The organism is Pseudoalteromonas umbrosa (assembly GCF_030125375.1).
Lineage (GTDB): Bacteria > Pseudomonadota > Gammaproteobacteria > Enterobacterales > Alteromonadaceae > Pseudoalteromonas > Pseudoalteromonas umbrosa.
In genome coordinates this window covers 243940-263620 of the sequence record NZ_JASJUU010000003.1, presented here as the reverse complement: position 1 = coordinate 263620, position 19681 = coordinate 243940, and the positions used below count along the sequence as shown (strand labels likewise).

Annotated in this window: 17 protein-coding genes; 9 read left to right on the top strand and 8 right to left on the bottom strand. The window is 38.6% G+C overall.

The window, feature by feature from the left end; genetic code table 11:
- Window positions 1-33 precede the first annotated feature (33 nt).
- The 3 genes from QNM16_RS11180 to QNM16_RS11170 all read right to left on the bottom strand — a co-directional run bounded on the left by QNM16_RS11180 (window position 34) and on the right by QNM16_RS11170 (window position 3520).
- On the bottom strand, window positions 34-531 hold the full coding sequence (locus QNM16_RS11180) for a cupin domain-containing protein (protein ID WP_284020566.1): 498 nt from the start codon (window positions 529-531) through the stop codon (window positions 34-36).
- A gap of 91 nt (window positions 532-622) precedes the next feature.
- Window positions 623-1129, bottom strand: a complete 507-nt coding sequence (locus tag QNM16_RS11175) for a DUF2938 domain-containing protein (protein WP_284020565.1) — start codon at window positions 1127-1129, stop codon at window positions 623-625.
- 150 nt (window positions 1130-1279) lie between these two features.
- Window positions 1280-3520, bottom strand: coding sequence for a response regulator (locus tag QNM16_RS11170; protein ID WP_284020564.1), 2241 nt, complete (start codon window positions 3518-3520; stop codon window positions 1280-1282).
- 446 nt (window positions 3521-3966) lie between these two features.
- Between QNM16_RS11170 and QNM16_RS11165 the strand changes: the two genes are divergently transcribed.
- The 3 genes from QNM16_RS11165 (at window position 3967) to QNM16_RS11155 (ending at window position 6673) form a co-directional block, all read left to right on the top strand.
- On the top strand, window positions 3967-4401 hold the full coding sequence (locus QNM16_RS11165) for a hypothetical protein (protein WP_284020563.1): 435 nt from the start codon (window positions 3967-3969) through the stop codon (window positions 4399-4401).
- 258 nt (window positions 4402-4659) lie between these two features.
- Window positions 4660-5091, top strand: a complete 432-nt coding sequence (locus tag QNM16_RS11160) for a BLUF domain-containing protein (RefSeq protein WP_284020562.1) — start codon at window positions 4660-4662, stop codon at window positions 5089-5091.
- Between the two features lie 163 nt (window positions 5092-5254).
- Complete coding sequence (locus QNM16_RS11155) at window positions 5255-6673, top strand: EAL domain-containing protein (protein ID WP_284020561.1); 1419 nt, start codon at window positions 5255-5257, stop codon at window positions 6671-6673.
- Between the two features lie 66 nt (window positions 6674-6739).
- On the opposite strand, the gene QNM16_RS11150 is transcribed toward QNM16_RS11155, so the two are convergent.
- The 3 genes from QNM16_RS11150 to QNM16_RS11140 form a co-directional block, all read right to left on the bottom strand.
- Window positions 6740-7900, bottom strand: a complete 1161-nt coding sequence (locus tag QNM16_RS11150) for a tetratricopeptide repeat protein (RefSeq protein WP_284020560.1) — start codon at window positions 7898-7900, stop codon at window positions 6740-6742.
- 362 nt (window positions 7901-8262) lie between these two features.
- Entirely contained in the window at window positions 8263-11064 is a 2802-nt protein-coding gene (locus tag QNM16_RS11145; RefSeq protein ID WP_284020559.1) for a tetratricopeptide repeat protein, read from the bottom strand.
- A 366-nt stretch (window positions 11065-11430) separates the two neighbouring features.
- On the bottom strand, window positions 11431-12321 hold the full coding sequence (locus QNM16_RS11140; RefSeq protein WP_284020558.1) for a LysR substrate-binding domain-containing protein: 891 nt from the start codon (window positions 12319-12321) through the stop codon (window positions 11431-11433).
- Window positions 12322-12433: 112 nt separating this feature from the next.
- Here QNM16_RS11140 and QNM16_RS11135 point away from each other — a divergent pair, with 112 nt between their 5' ends.
- Complete coding sequence (locus tag QNM16_RS11135; RefSeq protein WP_284020557.1) at window positions 12434-12739, top strand: hypothetical protein; 306 nt, start codon at window positions 12434-12436, stop codon at window positions 12737-12739.
- A gap of 125 nt (window positions 12740-12864) precedes the next feature.
- Here QNM16_RS11135 and QNM16_RS11130 read toward each other — a convergent pair whose 3' ends face one another.
- Complete coding sequence (locus QNM16_RS11130) at window positions 12865-13983, bottom strand: DUF1570 domain-containing protein (RefSeq protein ID WP_284020556.1); 1119 nt, start codon at window positions 13981-13983, stop codon at window positions 12865-12867.
- A 318-nt stretch (window positions 13984-14301) separates the two neighbouring features.
- Between QNM16_RS11130 and QNM16_RS11125 the strand changes: the two genes are divergently transcribed.
- From QNM16_RS11125 to QNM16_RS11115, 3 genes are all read left to right on the top strand, one after another.
- A complete protein-coding gene (locus QNM16_RS11125) occupies window positions 14302-14448 on the top strand; it encodes a hypothetical protein (protein ID WP_284020555.1) in 147 nt (48 codons plus the stop codon).
- Between the two features lie 128 nt (window positions 14449-14576).
- On the top strand, window positions 14577-14723 hold the full coding sequence (locus QNM16_RS11120) for a hypothetical protein (RefSeq protein WP_284020554.1): 147 nt from the start codon (window positions 14577-14579) through the stop codon (window positions 14721-14723).
- A gap of 506 nt (window positions 14724-15229) precedes the next feature.
- Window positions 15230-15382 carry a hypothetical protein gene (locus tag QNM16_RS11115; protein ID WP_284020553.1) on the top strand — a complete coding sequence of 51 codons (153 nt, stop codon included), beginning with the start codon at window positions 15230-15232 and terminating at the stop codon, window positions 15380-15382.
- 351 nt (window positions 15383-15733) lie between these two features.
- Here the strand turns inward: QNM16_RS11115 and QNM16_RS11110 are convergent, their stop codons facing one another.
- A complete protein-coding gene (locus QNM16_RS11110) occupies window positions 15734-16102 on the bottom strand; it encodes a hypothetical protein (protein ID WP_284020552.1) in 369 nt (122 codons plus the stop codon).
- A gap of 323 nt (window positions 16103-16425) precedes the next feature.
- On the opposite strand from QNM16_RS11110, the gene QNM16_RS11105 reads away from it, so the two are divergent.
- Both QNM16_RS11105 and QNM16_RS11100 read left to right on the top strand, forming a co-directional pair.
- Window positions 16426-18336 carry a S9 family peptidase gene (locus tag QNM16_RS11105; protein ID WP_284020551.1) on the top strand — a complete coding sequence of 637 codons (1911 nt, stop codon included), beginning with the start codon at window positions 16426-16428 and terminating at the stop codon, window positions 18334-18336.
- A gap of 691 nt (window positions 18337-19027) precedes the next feature.
- The gene (locus QNM16_RS11100; RefSeq protein WP_284020550.1) at window positions 19028-19309 is read left to right on the top strand and encodes a GIY-YIG nuclease family protein; all 282 of its coding nucleotides are present in this window, start codon (window positions 19028-19030) and stop codon (window positions 19307-19309) included.
- The last annotated feature ends 372 nt before the right edge of the window (window positions 19310-19681 follow it).

The window sequence follows — 19681 nt, the reverse complement described above, 5'->3', positions numbered from 1 at the left end:
GTATAATAAATACAGCCATGCAATATGTATCGTTTAGAGTGGATTTGGAAGTGGCTTTTTGCCTTCAACAATGCCAAATTCCTGATTTAGAACCGGACAGGAAAGTTGTCTATCTCCATTCGCTACTTGATAGCCTTCAACCTGTTCCAGCTCTTTCCCTTCCATCTTAATCATATTTTCAATGCCTGCAGGGGTGTATAAGATCAATACTTTTACTTCTTCCTTTGTTTCATTTCGAAACCCCCGCATTATGCCTGCTGGGCATAAAATAAATGTTCCAGGTGTTGCTTGATAGCTCCGCTGAGCATCAAAGAAAGTTAAAGTCCCACTTATAACTAAAAATGATTCCTGCTCATTGGCATGTGTATGAAATGGGCCGCCTTGTCCTGGCTGTATAAGCGACTCAATTAATGAAAACTGTCCCTCAGTTTGCTCTCCGCCAATCATTATCCGATACAAATTACCAGCAGATGCAAGGTAATGTCCGCTATTAGGGTAATTGACGATAATGCCGCCTTTATCTTTTTTCATTATTTAATCCTTTTTACAAAAAATGTATTTAAAACAGAAAATATAGTTAAAATTTATTAATATCAGTCTATTAGGTACTAGTTAGCCTCAATTAATAAACCATGCTGATAAAAAATAAAGATAGGCTTAAACCAACACCAAATGACACATGTGCCATAAGGCTTTTCATGCGCATACTATTTGGCTCTGCTGTTTTCCTTGCTGCGATCCCCATACCAAAGCAAGGTTGCATAATAAAATATGGAAAAATAACAGTGAGTGAGCCAAATACAATAGCGCCAATATGATTTAGAAGTGGATTATGCATCCACAAAGAAGGCAAGACGAGTATGAGCGCAAAAACGATACCAATTACATAATGCGCAACCCACCCAATTACGCTTTCATGTTGTTTTGGCTCAGCTTTTACTATATTCATATGTAACACCTGACCATTTAGCAAATACGCCAGCCATCGTCCTACCAAAGCATAATTTAAGGGCTGCACGTTAAAAACGCGTTTTAAAAACATACTCCAAATATCCATAAATAAAGTAGCACCAACTCCCAAAAGCAACGAAAAACCAACAAGATGAAATAAACTGTCTCCCATGTACATATGAACCTCCAAATAGCCAAAAATCAAAATGATTGGAAAACTATGCCACTTAAAGTCGACTTGAGGTCAAGAAGAAAAATAGAAAAATAATAAGAAATAAAACAGAATCAGGTTATTAAGAAGTTAAACTGCATGAAGTGAAAATATGCTTTAAATTGCATTTTCAGGAGAAAGAAACTGAGATAATGACTGGGTTAGTTCTTCAAGCAATATTGGCTTGGTAATGTAGTCATTCCTCCCTGCCTCAATGCAGGCTTCCCGGTCTCCTTTCATCGCATTTGCAGTTAATGCCAAAACAGGGATTGCCATTAATTTCTTGCCTGCCTTTCCTTCTCGAATCAGTTTTGTCGCTTCAAAACCATCCATATAAGGCATCTGACAATCCATCAACACCAATTGATATGGATTTTCAAACTCTGAGAGTTTATCAAGCGCTTCTTGACCATTATTTGCCATCTCCACGCTAAGCCCCAAAGAAGCCAACATTTTTTTGGCCACCAGCTGATTCACTGGATTATCTTCAACAAGCAACACCCATTCACCTGAGAAAACACTGAGTGCCTCCTCCGTACTTTGGACATTAGCCCGCCCTGTACTCAATGACTGTAAAAAGTTTTCATAGTCATTTTGTGTGAAAGGTTTAGTGAAACGATGTGTAAAACCCAGCTCTTGATAGTGAACACTACTTTTCAGGTCATTGAGTAACGTTAAAATAATAGCGGTGATCGGTCTATCAATTTTAAGCTTTTTCAGCCATCGCTCCGCTTTTTTACCAGCCACTAATTGACTGATAACAACAAGATCTGTCTCGTCTTTTATACTCAATTTTAATTCTTCAAAACTCGTTACCACATCGACAGACTTTGCTTGTTTGCTCATCATGTTTTTCAAAATGTTGGCTGTAGTAAGACAACTTTCGGCAATAATGATTGAATTTAGTCGCGTAGAAAGTGGCGTCAACTCACGGGAGGTCGGCTTGAGCAATACTTCAAAATTAAAAGTGCTTCCCACCCCTAGTTTGCTTTGGACTGAAACATTTCCTCCCATTAGCTGGCATAGAGTTTTAACAATAGCTAAACCAAGACCTGTGCCACCAAAACGTCTAGTTGTAGTAGCATCAACCTGCGAAAAAGACTGAAATAGCTTTTGCTGTTTTTCTTGCTCAATACCTATACCGGTATCAGTCACTTCGCCTATCAACCTGACTTGATCAGCTTTTGATTCAGTACTGAGCGTAACAACTACTTCCCCTTCGCTTGTAAACTTCAAAGAATTACCGATCAAATTGCCCAGCACTTGTTTAAACCTGACAGGGTCACCAACCAGCCACCGTTCATCAACATGTTCAGTATTGAGGACCAACTCTATACCTTTGCTATGTGCAGCATGTGCATGCGTTTGCACCAGTGCCGCACTTTGCGATATCACATCAAACTCGACCTTTTCAATCTCTAGTCGACCAGCTTCTATTTTAGAGAAGTCTAAAATATCGTTGATCACAACCATCAAAGAATCTGCGCTCGACTTTGCTGTCATTACATAATTACGTTGAGCTTCGCTAAGCCCCTCTTTTTCTATTAAGTCCAACATACCGATCACACCATTCATTGGTGTGCGGATCTCATGGCTCATATTTGCTAAAAACTCAGATTTATGACGAGATGCCTCCTCTGCTCTTTTTTTCGCTATCGCCAATTCATGATTTGTATTTAACAGCGCTTGCTGCGCCTGCTTGTTTGCAAAGTTATGTAATTCACCGACCATAATCGCAAAGCCAAAATTAAATATTAATTGCGCCACCATGATCGTTATAAAAAACAGCTGTATATAAACACTAGTGTCCGTCAGAATATTCATCGCACCATCACTAATTGGCGCACTAATCCTAAATATACCAGCAGTATTTAAGCAGCCTAACCCCAAGACAACGAGTGCTCCAGATACTTCAAACCTATTCCTGCGATGCTCAAGCATCACTTTAACCATCCAAATAGATGTACATAGAATAGTAAAAACAGCCAGTTTTAAGCGATATGCGTAAGAGTCGTGCCAAAAAGTAAAAACCGTTATCAGCACAAGGAAGCCACACAAATATGCGCTCAGTCTTTTCCATGGTGGTCGCTTATCAACTGCGTAATACAAACCAACCAACATCATTAGCAAAGAAAGTTGCCCACATAAATTGGATGCTATGTGTTTAAAAAAGTAAGGCAAGGCACTTTGTGCAGCAAACAAACCAAAATTCGCCACGAGTAACCATGGGCCGATTGCCCAAAATACGGTTGCTTTGATATCTCGGTTTGCCATCCATAAAAAAGTAAGCGCAGTTGCAGAGGCAACAATCCCCACAGCACACATTAAAAGTATTGTCTGGGTAGATAGCACAAGCATTAACGCCCCACTTTTTATATTCAGTCGAAGTTGTTACTACTCAAAAAGTAGGAGAAAGGTTTGTTAAAGTAAAGATGCTTCAAAGAGAACTTCAATAAATACGTTATGTTAGATATCAAAATACGCTTTTAACGCACAAGAGTGTCATCGACGCTATAGCGGTGCTTAACAGAATAACTAATTAGTTACTTTTTCTATCGCGTAAATAATGATATTTTCAGATCTATTGTTTAAAAAGCAACTCTACTTCCCCCAAAAAACAGCTATCATAAATATAACTATATTCATATTAAATCAATGTCTTACATAAATAATAAGGGAGTCACTCTAGACTTAACTTGTCGTAGGTTGATGCACTATGAATCGTTAAGATAGATCTAACGAATAGATTATGAAGTGCCTAATATCTATTGACGCGTATTAAATTCATTAAAAAGGATATTTTTATGAAACTATCAAAAAACTTATTGTTAATCGCAGCATTGTCGTTGTCTTCTATAGCACATGCAGGGTCGCAGTTTGGTGTTGATATTATTACAGAAATTAACCCAAGCTTACCGGACCGAAAATCAACCTATGTCACAATCACAGATAGGTATAGCCAGAACCCAGACGCACGCTTCAGTTTTGATATTCTATATGATGGTGTAAATGTACGTTGGACAGATAACAACAGGGATCAAGGTCGTTGCACAATTTTTCATGATGTGGATAGAGACAACTCAACTCGTCCTGAAGATCAACTGAGTAAGCGCCTATACAACAAAACTAAGTTAGTTTTGTCCAATTTACAGATAGGTGACACACTGATTTTCAGACAATTGGTAAGTGATACACAACCAACTTGTTTTATCACTTTTAAACGCAGTTATGGCCAATAATCTATATCTATGAAGGGGCTGAAGCCCCTTCTTTCAAGTCTCAGAATTACCAAAAACACCTAAAAATGACGGATAAAGTTGCCTAGACGAAAACTACAGCCCTTTTAACGTATCCAAAGCTCAACAGCACAACTGTGAAGCAAATCCAAAAGTACGAACACGTCATTATTCATTTTTACAAATTTAATTTCAAAATTAGCATGCAAAAATCCTTTACATAACTATCTTTAAATGTGACTTAGTAACCATGCTTGTATTATGGAATTAATTGAGCTTATCTACATTAGCACTGTCACAACACCATTGAGCGATCAAGAGCTGGAGTCTCTTCGAAGACAATGCGCTTGTGCGAATCAATTAAAAAGTATCTCAGGTATGCTGTTATACGATACACATCATTTTATGCAGGTCATTGAAGGTGAAAAAGTCAAGGTAGAACAACTGTTTGAACACATCAAACAAGACAAAAGACATACCGATGTCGAAGCGCTCATTTGCAACCCCATTGAAAAACGCAATTTTAGAAAATGGGCGATGGGACTAATTGACTTAGACAAAAGCCCATCATATCGTAAGGTGCGAGAGTCACGCCCCCACCGAAGGCTGCCTTTGAGCTATAAGCTCCTAAAATCATTCCGCAACCACGAATTTGAAATTGAAGAGCACATCAAACGTTCTTTTGGCAACTAACACCATATTAATATTGCAGTTTTAGCACAAGTCTATCGCATTTCTACAGCCTTCGTGTAATTGACTGTAATATAAAAAGTTGGCAAACAATGGAAAAACACATATTTCATCCATTTTTCTGTTTTTTAATCCGTAATGCATATTTCTCAACTATTTATCTTTTATGGACAATATATATTTAAGCATCGCAATCGTCATTGCCGTACTGAGCCTTATTGCTCTCACAAGAACAAATCAGCTGCGTAAGAAGGATTTAAAGGTCTTAAATGAACTCAAAAAAGCAAAAGACGCACTAAGCAAATCCGTTTTATATCACGGCACCAGTGACATACCTAACTACCTATTTTTTATGCAAAAGCTCATGAAGGTAGATAGAAAGTTCTCTAAGTTTCATGTGTCGTTAATCAAGCTAGGTAAAACCCCTGTCTTTGACTCCATAGAAAGTAATCAAGAAACATTACAGCAGCTATTCAAAGAGGTTGGGAAGTCTTGTCAACCTTTTGCTTTAGCACTACATGACTCAGATTTTATGGTGATGGCGTTTGTTACCCACGATACAGGCTCTGATCAAAAAGAAGCCGAAGAGAAACAGAAAGAGATTCTAGAAAAGCTACCAAAGCAAGTATGGGTGAACAACACACAAGTGCCGATTGATTACGCGATCTCTTCAATGAGCCTAACTGGGCAGTCTTCACTTTATGGTATAGACAAAGTGCAAAGAAGATTAACTTTTTCAATGAAGTACGCTTTGGAGTCACCGACAGGAACGTTTTTCCACAATGAAAAACTTTATCAAGCTGAAATGTACAGAAAACATGTGCTATTAAAGCTGATGAACAGTATTTCTTTTAATCCTGATGACTTTTATCTTGTGTTTCAACCGATATTCAAAACAACAAATATCGATCAGCCCAAACGCTATGAAGCACTTGTTCGCTGGAGAAATACGAAAAACTTAGGCCCTAAGGCATTCATGCCTATGATTGAGGACAAACCTGAGTTACACAGCGAACTCACAAAGATTGTCATCAATCAAATCTACACAATGCTCAAAATAAAGCTGGACGCTCATGAGAAGCTAAAGCCAATACATATGAATATTTCTGCTCACCTCTTAGAGGATGACGGCTTACTAGATTATTTGAAAACAGTGATTAGAGATACACCATCAATTGCAGCCTTTATTACATTCGAATTAATTGAAGGTGGTGAATTGAAACTCAGTGATAATGCACTCAACACATTGCGAAAAATGTCTAATCTTGGTTTTAGTTTTGCGATAGATGATTTTGGTAAAGGTGAAAATAGCCACGAGTTATTAACAAGCCGCTATTTTAACTCTGTCAAAATTGATAAAAATTTCATTGCTAATGTGCAAGATAAGGCCGCTCAAGCACCAAGGCTAGATTCTATAATAAAAACAGCACAGCAAAGCAGAAAAACGGTGATCGTTGAAGGTGTCGAAAATAGATTCCAATACGAATATATGAAAAGATTTCCCAATGTGTATATTCAAGGGTACTTTGCATCTGTACCACTTACAATGAATGAGTTTTTATCACAAGAGCAAGAAGCCGCATAAACTACTTTAGTAATACCTAAAAATTTAAAGCCAGTTTACATAAACTGAAATAAACATGAGCTGGCTTTATTTTTCATCCATTTTTAACCAAAATAAACTCCCGTCTACAGAACACCAAGCTTTCAGGCCACCTTTTTTGACATACTCTTCAAAGCTATCAGATTTATTCTGGGTATCTGAAAGAGGGCTTCTTACAGCTATATTTACCACCTCAGGAAAGAGCCTTTTAGTTTCTAACTTTAAAGCGATGGTGTCAGCGTTATTTCCATATTGAGCATAGTTACTTAAAAGGCGCGAAGCACTGGCTGCAAAATCATTGCAACCAAATTGCAGTAAAACTCGATTTAAACTTTCCCAATCATTTTGTCTTATGTAGCAGTTATATAATTGGTAACGATTATTATAATAGTCGCTCGGTGCCAACTGAATCAGTTTCTCAAGCTCAATTTTAGCTGACTCAAAATCTTCTAAGTTGTAGTGAATTTGCGCTTTCCTAGCCTTCAATATGAGATAAGGCTGAACTTCATCTAAACACTCCAATTCCCGTGAGTATTGCTCGATAAAACTTGCCGTGATCAACTCCCGTTCAATGACAGTTATCAGATCATGAATAAGCTTAAGTGTTGAAGTGCTGTCACTATTCAAAATCTCATTAAGATGATTTTCAATTGTTTTACGATTAAAACTAGGCTGAGAATTCAATTCATCAGCATCCGCTATACACTCTTCAGAAAAGCGCATTTCGTACGCTGTTTTGCTAATTGAAGACTCCAAATTTTGAAAAGCGAATATCGCTGAGTCAGCAAAATCTCCACATGCATTAAACACATTTTGTGCGCTCAAGTAGCTTTTAAAACCAACAAGCAGACCTGTTAACTCATTCAATTGATGTTGTTGTATATCACTTAATGTGTTTTTTTGTATGAAATTGAGCGCTTGCAGCATACCTGAGCAATAATTCGGTAAGGGCCCATCAGCTCGAAGAGCATGTACAAGTAAGTCCTTGGTAAGATTACACTCCTCAGGTAAAGAAAAATCCCCACGCAATACTCTATCCATACATGCGTGATAAAACCGCAGTAAAGAACTGTAACGTAGAGTAAGATCGGTGCTTTCCTCACCTATGAGTTTAGTGATCCATAAACTTGGTAATACTGTTTGTGGCGTTAAACCTAAACCAATAATATATCCCTCGATATAAAATGGATCAGGCTGTTTGTCTAACAAAGAAGACAGCTCATCTATAACGTTCTTAATGCTTTACAATCCTTAAAGCCACTTAACTTTATGTTTTTTTAATATCATACATGACTGAATATCTTATTTACACAAAAAAATAACGTACTATTAAGAAAACAACTAATATATGAACTTTTGACGATGAAAAGGTACTGTAAATGTGAAGGTACTTTATTATCTCACCAAAAATAATTCGTTAAATCAACAAGCAGTAATAATTGCCTTTTTCAATATAATATCAAACTTTATGCTAGTTTATATAAACTGGACATTATTAGACTAATAAAAGTAAAAGCGCTGCAAAGATTTTAATTGCTCTTTTACCTTAACCTCCCAAGCCAGAGCCACTCTTACTTGCCACTACTTTCAAATGCTTTTAACTCAGAGACTGCACCTTGGTGACCACCAGATGCAGCAGCCCTTAACCATTTTTTAGCCTCATCGGAATATACATTACTGTTTTGTTTTTTTAGTAAAATAGCCAGCTTATACATACTATCAAGTTCAGATTCATTTGCTGCCAGTTTTAACCATTTAACAGCTTGGCGAACAGAGTCAATATTGCTCTCACGCTTAGAGTAATAATCACCGAGTAACATATAGCTTTTCACATACTGCTTATCAGCGGCACGCTGGAGCCAAAGAAGTCCCCGCTTTTCATGCTTTAATTGTAAGTTTAACGCACCTAAATTAAACATTGCATCTACCAAGCCAAGCTTTGCAGAGCGTTTAAAATAACCAATGGCTAAGCCTGTATTTGCTTCAACACCTAATCCATCTCGATAAATAACCCCTAAAGCATTCAGCGCAACGTCATCATTTTGCTCCGCGGCCTGCATAAAATAATGCCTTGCCTTGCTAAAGTCATTATCTACATTTATGCCTAAGTAAAAATGCTCACCTACAAATGACGCGACATTAAATTGTTTCGCTTTAGCTAACAAAGAGATTGCTTCAATGGCTTTGTGCTCACTTTTGTCAACGCCTTTACCTAACCAATAGAATTCAGCAATTTTATTTAGTGCATTCACTTCACCTAACATAACCGCAGTGTTATACCAATCGAATGCAAGCGGCATATTTGGAGGCTCAATTATGCCATTTTCATACAACCTAGCTACTTCGAGTGCCGCAATAGCATTACCAGCCTTGGCAGCATCTTGTAGCAAAGTAAGCGCATCTAAAAAGGTCTTATCAGGTACTTGTTGTGTAAATATCATCTCAGCCTGCTTGACTACACATTGCCTACAAGCATGACCTCGACGCGCTTCAAGTAAGTCAAATGCAGCCTCAGCATCACCTTGCAGCTCTATAATACAGCGGCTGTATTGTAGTGTGGCTCTATCAGTGCCAAGTTCTACTGCTTTTTTATATAGTCGGCACGCGTCCTCAATAGATTCATTGGTTCCTCGGGCGAAGTATATGTCTCCAAGGTTTACCATTGCAGCCACATTGTTACCATTTACGGCTTGCTTATAAAGCTGTATTGCTCTGCTAATATCTTTTTTTACCACTACTCCATTTAAGAGAAATGTTGCTAGATTATTCTCACCTTCCCCTGAACCTAAGTTTGCAGCTTTGCGATAAAATGACGCTGCTATCTCAAAATTTTGTTTAACGAACTCGCCTTGCTCATATAAAAAACCCAATTTAGCAAATGCATCTCCAAGACCAAGTGCACCCGCTTGTAAATAATACCGTTTTGCTTTTTCAAAACTCAGGGGCTGACCAAAGTCACCATTTATAAAGATATCCCCCAACTGTTCACAAGCAGTCATATTTTCTTCATTGGCAAGCTTTTTCAGCATCGAGACAATCGGCAGGTCTTGCTCTTTATTGATGCGCATGCCGCTTACTAGGTTTGAAATACAACTAGGTTGACCAAGCTTTGCCCCCTCATAATAATAAGGTTTCGCTAAAATCCAACTTTCATTAAGCGCAACTTCTGCGGCATAACAAAAGCTAGGCGCAAAGCCTGCACGTGCAGATATTAAATAAAACTTAAATGCCAACTCGTTGTTCTGCGCTTTTAAATCACCATAAAAATAAGCATTCGCTACATTAAAAGCAGAAAATTGATTTCCTAAATTCGCAGCTTTCTCAAACAAAGTTAGAGCAAGAACTCTGTCTTTTTTAACACCAACCCCCGAGCTATACAAAGTGCCTAGATTATGCATGGACTGAGGATCCTCATGCTTTACACCTTGTTGATACAAAGATATCGCTTTAATATAATCCTGCTTTACACCTTTTCCCGATTCATACAAGCTACCTAAATTGCCAAAGCTTAATCTACTGCCCGACTTAATAGCTTGCTCAAAATAAGAATGCGCAAGCCCATAATCAACTAGAACGCCATCCCCATTGTTGTACATCATACCCAGATTGTTGAGCGCATCAGCAGAGCCATTCTTTGCAGCGATACCATACCACTGCACCGCTAACTCTGCGTCGAGTTTCGTTCGATGATATAGATAACCAAGTTCGAAGGCGCACTCTTTGTAGCCCCTCAGGTAACTTATCCGAAAATATTCAGCGGCTTTTTCTAAATCTTTAAGTTGTTCGGATTCTCGGTAAACAACTCCTAACCCACACAACGCTTTAATATCTCCCTGATATGCTGCACTAGCAAATAATTGCTGCGCTGTTTCATACCCTTTCTCTTCTCTCCAATGCCGAATAAAAATGTATCCTAACTCGGTCGCTGCGGATAACTCCCCTAGCTCAATAGCTTTAGCATACAAGTCCATGGCTTTTTTCAGGTCCGTTTTTACACCATGACCACCAAAGCGGTACCATTTGGCCAAAAATAAAATGGCAGGTGAATAATCTCTTGCTACGGCCTTATTTGCCCACTCTAAGGCGCTTCCAGCAACATATTCTTTGCCTCTCCCTTGTAAAATGCTTTTTGCGATTGCTAACTGAGCTGGGCCGTATTGATAGTCAGCCAGCTCCTGTAATAATGCGAACTCAAATTCAAAGTCCTTTAACCTTGAGGCTTCTTGTGACAGCAGAAGATAGCTTTGTGCTCTGATTACATCTGTGGATATTTCATCCTGATAAAAAAGTGAAAGGTGGATATCGCTGCTATTTTGTGAAGATTTACACCCAAATAAGAGCGTGAGAAAAACAAATATAGTTAAAAGCTTCATAGAAAATCTGATTTTGAAGAGTCTACTCGGAGACTGCAAAAATCCAGTCACTATCAATAATTTTAGACAAAGTTCATATAATTGGTATTAAATTGTAATCAAGCACCTATTCACTACCTGATACACAAGGAATTGTGATCCGATTTCCGTTCCAATGACACTAAAAGCTCTCTCTACTCACACTGAACATGCCTCATAGCCCAAGCCTTCACCAAACATTAATCATAGAGAATGCCTGCACTAACGCGAAAAAAGTCAAATTCGTTAGGGCAATCTAAACCTCAACTAACAACACACAGCCAAAACCGGCTCTATCAAACCAACGTAATATCACTTCGGCCCCGTTTAAAAAAGCTGATATAAGAGTCATGCAGGTGCAATACCATTGAGTTCAGCAATAATCCAATCTCGAAAAGCTTGTAGTTTTGGCCATTCAAAGTGATTAGCAGGTGCAACAAGATAGTAGCTGTACTCACAAGGCCAAGAAAAATCTGGATAGATTTCCAGCTGCCCCATTTCTACAGATTGTGCCACCATACGTTTTCGCAGCAAAGAAAAGCCCTGACCGGCAACTGTCGCTTGCTGAACCAATGCTGCATTATCAATTTTTAAATTGCTCAAGGTATGGCCTTCAAGGCCAAGCTGCTTACTTAATTCACGCCACGCAAGTTTATTATCACGCCCTTCATCGTAAATAAAATTTAGCTCAGCTAATTGCGGCCGGATGGGTTGGTTCTGGTCAATCACGCCAGGGCGATAAGCAATTACCAGGTCATCTTGTGCTATCAACTCACTTTTTAATCCAGGGTATTCACCCAGTCCAAAGCGGATCCCTATATCTATATCTTCTTGCTTAAAATCAGCAAGTTGTTCAGTAGGATCAATTCGTAATTGATAATCTGGCAAAGCAGTATTGAAACTTGTCAGCCTCGGGAGTAACCAGCAAGTTGCAAATGAAGGTAAGACAGACAAATTAATGTTATTAGGATTCGGATCAGATTTAAGAGTCGATAACCCTACTTCTATCTGGCCAAAACCTTTATGTAAAAATGGTAGCAAGTCTTGCCCTTGTTGCGTTAATAAAACACGCCGTGTTTGCCTTTCAAATAATGTGCAACCCAGCTGCTGCTCTAAAATTCTGATCTGCTGACTAACAGCTGCTTGTGTCACAAATAAAGCTTCTGCGGCCTGTTTAAAACTACCTAATTGAGCCGCTGTTTTAAAATACCAAAGACCTTTCAGTGGTGGTGCTTTCATCGTCTTTTATACTTAAGAAAAGCTTAACTATGGTTCACAATTTCTCATTTGTCAGTTTTATGAATGCACTTAATACTTAAGTCGAAAATCAGAGACAAAGGGAGTCTTTATCGTGAAATACGCAATTATACTGGCATTTTTATTGGTAGCTTTTTCATCAAGTGCTGAACAGCTAGAAGTAGATAGGATATTTACGGATGCAGGTTACCCATATAAAAACTTAATTATAAAAGCAGAAAGAGTAGAGCTCATTTATTCAGAAGAGCAAAACAAAACGACCTGTCGAGTACAAGTGCATGATAAAGGTCAACTACATCAAAGTGAGCAATTAGAAGTCAGCTCATACTCATTTTCAAAGCAACCAGTCACAAGCTGCCTTGGAAGGAAACGTGCCAGAGATATTTTAAGTTTGCTTTAAAGTACGCCAGCAACTAACCCATAACCTATCTAAGCGAAAGGCTTTTAACACAAATCAAGATTTAAAAGCCTTTGACCTTTTTAACACAAGTAAAATTTTTTAATCCACTTTTTCGACTTCTACCATCAAAGCCGATGAGGCTTGATATCGCGGTTAATAAATGAAGAAAATGTGTGATTCAGTGCTGGGTAATAATTGTTAAATATTGAACGAACTTGAGTGCTATCAAGTATTTCACAAGGCTCTGACTGCTCTTGCAACATCAGCTGTTTTAAACTCATTTTCCCAGTATCTGAAGACATTAAAAAATGCACAAATGCCCAGCTACTCCTATATAAAGTATCTGGCTTAAATGAACGCCATTTCGCTTCTGCCTCTATCAATTGAAGCGGACTCATGATTTGCCCTTGCAATAATCCATTGCGAGAAATATGCTCAGAAGATGAAACTATACCAACCTGCATTGACACATCTATAAACTCAAAATACTCCGCCAACCCTTCATTCAACCAACGCGGTGAAAAGCCCATAACGGCATGATTAATTGCATGAACTGCCTCATGGACAGCCGTACGCATGGTTGCGTCATATGACCGTTGCTCTATTAGAGCGGTATTTCTGATGCCAAAATAAACCCCGACATTTCCAGTAGGGTCTCCCCCAAAGCTTTTCACAGCGCGTTCATAGGCCCCCCTTGAGGGCAACACAATAATTTTCAGTTTTACTTTACGCATTGCACTTAAACCCAAAATAGCAGTGTAACCCCTAAATACTGACTTGAGTTTAGTCCTAAGCTTACTTCTAAATTGATTTGATATTACTTCACCTGAAATGTGTAACTCAAAATAATCAAGTGCACGGCCACTGCGGGGTTGGTAGATAGCCGCATCTTGGTTTGGCTTTTTATCGGAATAATTCCTAACACCTTTACTGTCAATCCAAGTATAAATCCCATTTTCTTGCCGGTAAGTGACAACGCGTCCGATATCAGTTTGACAAGAACCAAAGCGCCTTAAATTATCTAAATGTGCCACAGGGCTATGCCGTGTAATGTCTGGTTTAGGATTAGCTGATTGTATTTGCACAGAGCTTGTTGTTTGCAAAGCACCATCCGCCGCAGTATCTTGTGCAGCGCTTGAAAGGGAGTCGATGAGCCAAAATTGACGACCATCGAAAAATAAATATAACAGTACAGGCAAAAAGACAGCACAGGCCTTCAAAATAACGCCCTTCCATGTACTCATCGTATTTTTCATTCCTTTAGATTTTATGCTTACATGCACACTCAATATTAAGTGATTTAAACCATCAAAGCCAATGGCCAACCTTATTATTGAACTTGGCATTATCAGAAATATAAAAATAACTCTCTGTTCAAAAGACAATTATGTCCACTGGATGGTGTTTTATATAAATGGGCTTCAACAGTTGAACAGGGTAGCTATAATCTAAAAGTTACCCTTTCACACCTTAAAAGAACAAAAAATTAACCTATTGAATATTTTGTTAACCTTTGTTATTTTCACAAGGCTACAATAAAAACATTAATAAAGGAGTTAAAAATGAAAGTTAAGTTAAACAAAAAGCCGCTAAAACAACTATCAAAAAACAAGACTGAATTACCAGCAGAAGCAACCCCTCAGGTAGCTGGTGGTACTTCTGAATCTCATTTTGGTAATTCATGTGAAACTTGCCCTATCATAGTATAGTTATAGGGCTATAAATTAAGGTTAAGTCATTCATACTTGGCCTTGAAAATAAGCGTAAAGCCTTTTCATTTTTTAAGCTTTACTATTTTCACCTAACTACAATAAAAACATTAATAAAGGAATTAAAAATGAAAGTTAAGTTAAACAAAAAACCACTAAAACAACTATCAAAAAACAAGGCTGCATTACCGGCAGATGCAACACCTCAAGTAGCAGGTGGTACTTACCTTACTTTTTGGAATACTTCGTGTGACACTTGCCCTATCATAGTATAGTTATAAAGCTATAGGTTAAGGCTAGGTAGTTCATACTTAGCCTTTAAAATAAAGTAAAGCCTTTTCACTTACTCAGCTTTCCTTTTAAACCTTCTATATTATTATCTATGTAAGCCTTCATAGCCATATCTCATTTAGTCCTGAATAAACAGCACTGAATTTCAAACTACTCCTCATCTATTCATCAAGTGTTTCACTCCTTTAAATTTTCGCCTACATACTCACCCGACATTAAGTTAATTAATTTATCAATGCCATGGATACAATCTTATCTCTTAACTTTGCATAGTAATAAAGGTAAAAGTAACGCTATATTCAAAAGAAAAACCAACCCAATGAGTGGCATTTGACATGAGTGGGGGTAACAGCAAAGAAACAGGCTAGATGTAATCCAAAGGTCGCTTTTAAAAACTTTTAACAACCTAGGAATTAACCTGTTGTACATCTTGTTAACTTTTGCTATTTTCATGGAGCTTGAATAAGAAATATAAATAAAGGAGTTAATAATGAAAGTTAAGTTAAACAAAAAGCCGCTAAAACAACTATCACAAAACAAGGCAGCATTACCTGCAGAAGCAACACCTCAAGTAGCGGGTGGTACTTACCAACGAACTTCCATCGAGGGTACTTCATGTAATACTTGCCCTATCATAGTATAGTTATAAGACTATGTATTTAGGCTAAGTGGTTCGCGCTTGGCCTTTTAAATTAGAATCAAGCCTCATCACTAATTCAGCTTTCCTTTTAAACCTTGTTTCTATATATCCGTTCAAAGCAGCATCCTGATTTAATGAGCTGATTGCATTTTCATAATACTTATAATTAGAATACGAATTAGCAATTTAAAGCGAAGGAAATTACTTGATAAAGTTATATTAAAATAAGATTGCGGTACGTGTTACGCATCAAAAAAATCATTGATCAAACTTGAGTAAGTAACAGGGAAAATATACAAACCTCTATAAAATATAACAGACTCGAAGCTGTAAAACATAACTAACTGTAAGCACTTATTTCATCAGTACTTGCTGTTCTTTTCTTTTATGCCAAACTCGGCATACCACTAAGGTAAACACACCGCTTGCATAAGTGATTAATAACGGAATCTGCGTCGCTGCATCTTCAGCATACATGAACATATTAGATAAAACCCACGCAGCTACAGAACCAACAGCTAGCCAAATAGTTGCACATATCAATTTATATTGAGGCGCAGTGACATAACCCGTAAGCACAACATTGGCTGCAGCTATGGCCCCAATTATTGGCTTTTTCCATAGACCCAAAAGTTCTGCTACAAACCCTGCAACTGTTGCCGACACAATAAACACGCCAATCACAATGAGCACAGACAGAAGAAAACGCACTATCAGAATCATATTAGCTCCATACGGGTTACATAAATATATGTATTGTTTAACTAAAAATAGTTATTCAAACTTGTAATTTCAAATTTCCATAGCATTAGCTTGCTCATTTATGCACACGTCGCTTCACTGCTCTAAATAGACAGCGAAGCCCAAATAGCTTCAGACCGGGATACACGCTGTACTATTCAATCTATATTTAGAGGTTGCTAATTATTTTTTTAATATTTTTACAGGTATTTAAAGCATTTTGTCGTATTTCAACAAAAAGACGTGTTATATAAATACCACTACTCAAGATTGAGCACGTTAAAAGAATTAAAATAAGGAAAATTATGCTTAAAAGATCACTCATCGCATGCGCGTTAGTTGCTGGTTTAACTGCATGCAACCTAACAGGCCAACAAACAACTACACAAGTCACCACACCATCAGTCGCAAACTTTAAGACCTATTCGGCAGAAACTTTTTTTGACACCACCCGAATCATGGGGAGTGCTTTCAGGGCAGATGCTCAGAAAATTCTTATCAGCTCAGACGAATCAGGAGTATTAAACCTATATGAAATTGATGTTAAGTCTGGTGAAAAGACCCAGTTAACTCAGTCTTCAGAGACAACATATCCACATAGATACTTCCCTAATGATAATCGTATTTTATTTACTCGTGATAATCAGGGTAATGAGCGGTTTCACTTATTCGTTAGAAATGAAGATGGCCAAGTTAAAGATTTAACTCCAGGCGAAAAAGTCAGAGCGAGATTTGTTGGTTTTTCTCAAGACGGCAACCACTTTTATGTCCTCAGCAATAAGCGTGATGAGCGGTTTATGGACCTCTATAGTTTCGATGCCAAAACATATGAAAGCAAGCTTATATACAAAAACGATCAAAACTTAGAAGTACAAAGGTTGAGTAAGACATCTCGCTTCATTGCTTTATCTAAAAATCAGGGGAATAAAGATACAGATCTATTTTTACTCGACTTGAAAAAGCCTAGCGCGCCGTTAGTAGAGGTATCAAATGTGTCTCACGAAGCTCAGTTTGCAGCCGCTGCTTTCTCAAAAGATGATAAATACCTTTATTACGGCACCGATGCTCATGGCGAGTTTTATCAAAAATGGCGCTACGAAATAGCCACACAAAAGCATACTCCCTATATTGAAAAAAATTGGGATATCAGGTTTTTATATTTTTCTGACTCAGATAGATATCGTGTTGTGGGTGTGAATGAAGACTCAAGTATGAAAGTAACTGTGACAGATTTAAAAACAGGTAAAGATATAAAGCTTCCCAAGCTACCTGCCGGCAGCATTAAGGCTGTTGACTTCTCCGCCGATGAAAAACTCATGTCTTTTCACTTAAACTCTGATACGTCGCCTAACAACTTATTTGTTTGGGAAGTCGGCAGCTATTCGGTAAAACAGCTTACCTCAACACTCAGTGATAAAATTAATCCAGAACACCTAGTCGAAAGTACCATTGCGAGGTTTAACAGCTTTGATGGACTTGAAGTACCGGGCGTGCTTTATAAGCCCAAATTAGCCAGCGCTACAAATAAAGTCCCCGCCATGATTTTTGTTCATGGTGGCCCTGGGGGACAAAGCAGAACAGGTTATAGTGCTCGGACACAACATTTAGTAAACCAAGGTTATGCCGTGTTTGCTGTCAATAACCGAGGCAGTTCGGGATATGGTAAAACCTTCTTCCATCTAGATGATAAACGTCATGGTGAAGATGACCTACAAGACATCGTTTGGGGTAAGAAATATTTACAAGAGTTGGATTGGGTTGACCCCGAGCGTATTGGCATCATGGGTGGTAGCTACGGCGGATACATGACGGCCGCAGCACTGGCGTTTGAACCCGAGGAGTTTAAAGTTGGGATCAACATTTTTGGTGTGACTAACTGGGTAAGAACGCTGGAGTCTATACCACCTTGGTGGGAATCTTTCAGAAAAGCATTGTACGAAGAGCTTGGTGACCCGGCCGTTGACAGTGAAAGACTGCACCGCATCTCGCCTCTTTTCCATGCTAAAAACATCACTAAACCGCTGCTAGTCGTACAAGGTGCGAATGACCCTCGCGTACTACAAGTAGAAAGTGACGAGTTAGTAGAAGCTGTTCGCAGCAACAATGTGCCTGTAGAATACGTTTTATTTGAAGATGAAGGCCACGGTTTTACTAAAAAGGAAAACCGCATTGAAGCATCTCAAGCTTACCTAGATTTCTTAAAACAACACCTATAATTTTTTAGGCTAATTGTAACTATTTAGGCATTTAAGATGGTAAAGCCTGCATATTAATGCGGGCTTTACTGTTTTGAATATGGAGCACTGATAAGCCCATAGCCTTTAACCAAACTACGTCATCCTGAAGTTGATTCTGGGCCCATACCAACTTCAAATATGGATTGCGGGGCAAGCCCGCAGTGACAAGGGTAAGTAAAGCGCTGATTCCTTAAACTCTCTAAGCACAACTAAACACGCAGCAATTTACTAAAACCAACAACGCTCCCACTAACCCCGTCACCCTGAACTCGCTTCAGGGCCCATAAGCCCCTCAAATACGGATTGCGGGGCAAGCCCGCAATGACAAGGGTAAGTAAAGCGCTGATTCTTTAGAATCTCTATGTACAAACAACCAAGCAAGCAGTAAGTCACGAAAACCCACAACACCAAACCCAACCCCGTCATCCTGAACTTGATTCAGGACCCATACCAACCTCAAATATGGATTGAGTGGCAAGCCGCAATGACGATAAAAAGAACGTGCAACCTATTTACCTCCCCTAGACTACAGCCAAGTTATCAGCACCAATCCCACAACACTAAACCAAGCTGCGTCACCCTAAACTTACTTCAGAGCCAATTTCTCATTCAAATAGAAAGAAATTTATACACACAAACAAGTATGCTCAACATTTTCAAGGAGTGAAATATGCAACCAAGTGTTTACATACTTGCATCGAAACCATATGGAACCATTTATATTGGAGTGACAAAGGATTTAAAAACGCGTGTATATCAGCATAAAAATAATTTAACCAAAAGCTTTACGAGCCAATACAATGTGCATCATTTAGTTTATTTTGAATGCTACGACTCAATCACAACAGCCATCGCACGCGAAAAGCAACTTAAAAATTGGAAAAGAGCATGGAAAATCCAATTAATAGAATCGTTTAACCCTAAGTGGCAAGACCTTTATCACAAAATATAATCGACTGTATTTCCCTTTATACTCACTAAAACCAACAACACGATCCCCAACCCAGTCACCCTGAACTCGCTTCAGGGCCCAATCCCCTCTTAAACATGGATTGCGAGGCAAGCCCGCAACGACGAGGGTAAGAAAGTGCAACCTATTAAAACCAACAACACGATCCCCAATCCCGTCACCCTGAACTCGCTTCAGGGCCCATAACCCCCTCAAACATGGATTGCGGGGCAAGCCCGCAACGACGAGGGTAAGAAAGTGCAACCTATTAAAACCAACAACACGATCCCCAGTCCCGTCACCCTGAACTCGCTTCAGGGTCCATAACCCCCTCAAACATGGATTGCGGGACAAGCCCGCAACGACGAGGGTAAG

Coding starts and splice junctions, on each gene's coding strand:
- QNM16_RS11130 (WP_284020556.1), bottom strand. CDS start 13,983: ATGAGTACATGGAAGGGCGTTATTTTGAAGGCCTGTGCTGTCTTTTTG.
- QNM16_RS11105 (WP_284020551.1), top strand. CDS start 16,426: ATGCTTAAAAGATCACTCATCGCATGCGCGTTAGTTGCTGGTTTAACT.
- QNM16_RS11180 (WP_284020566.1), bottom strand. CDS start 531: ATGAAAAAAGATAAAGGCGGCATTATCGTCAATTACCCTAATAGCGGA.
- QNM16_RS11175 (WP_284020565.1), bottom strand. CDS start 1,129: ATGTACATGGGAGACAGTTTATTTCATCTTGTTGGTTTTTCGTTGCTT.
- QNM16_RS11140 (WP_284020558.1), bottom strand. CDS start 12,321: ATGAAAGCACCACCACTGAAAGGTCTTTGGTATTTTAAAACAGCGGCT.
- QNM16_RS11145 (WP_284020559.1), bottom strand. CDS start 11,064: ATGAAGCTTTTAACTATATTTGTTTTTCTCACGCTCTTATTTGGGTGT.
- QNM16_RS11165 (WP_284020563.1), top strand. CDS start 3,967: ATGAAACTATCAAAAAACTTATTGTTAATCGCAGCATTGTCGTTGTCT.
- QNM16_RS11110 (WP_284020552.1), bottom strand. CDS start 16,102: ATGATTCTGATAGTGCGTTTTCTTCTGTCTGTGCTCATTGTGATTGGC.
- QNM16_RS11115 (WP_284020553.1), top strand. CDS start 15,230: ATGAAAGTTAAGTTAAACAAAAAGCCGCTAAAACAACTATCACAAAAC.
- QNM16_RS11155 (WP_284020561.1), top strand. CDS start 5,255: ATGGACAATATATATTTAAGCATCGCAATCGTCATTGCCGTACTGAGC.
- QNM16_RS11160 (WP_284020562.1), top strand. CDS start 4,660: ATGGAATTAATTGAGCTTATCTACATTAGCACTGTCACAACACCATTG.
- QNM16_RS11170 (WP_284020564.1), bottom strand. CDS start 3,520: ATGCTTGTGCTATCTACCCAGACAATACTTTTAATGTGTGCTGTGGGG.
- QNM16_RS11120 (WP_284020554.1), top strand. CDS start 14,577: ATGAAAGTTAAGTTAAACAAAAAACCACTAAAACAACTATCAAAAAAC.
- QNM16_RS11125 (WP_284020555.1), top strand. CDS start 14,302: ATGAAAGTTAAGTTAAACAAAAAGCCGCTAAAACAACTATCAAAAAAC.
- QNM16_RS11100 (WP_284020550.1), top strand. CDS start 19,028: ATGCAACCAAGTGTTTACATACTTGCATCGAAACCATATGGAACCATT.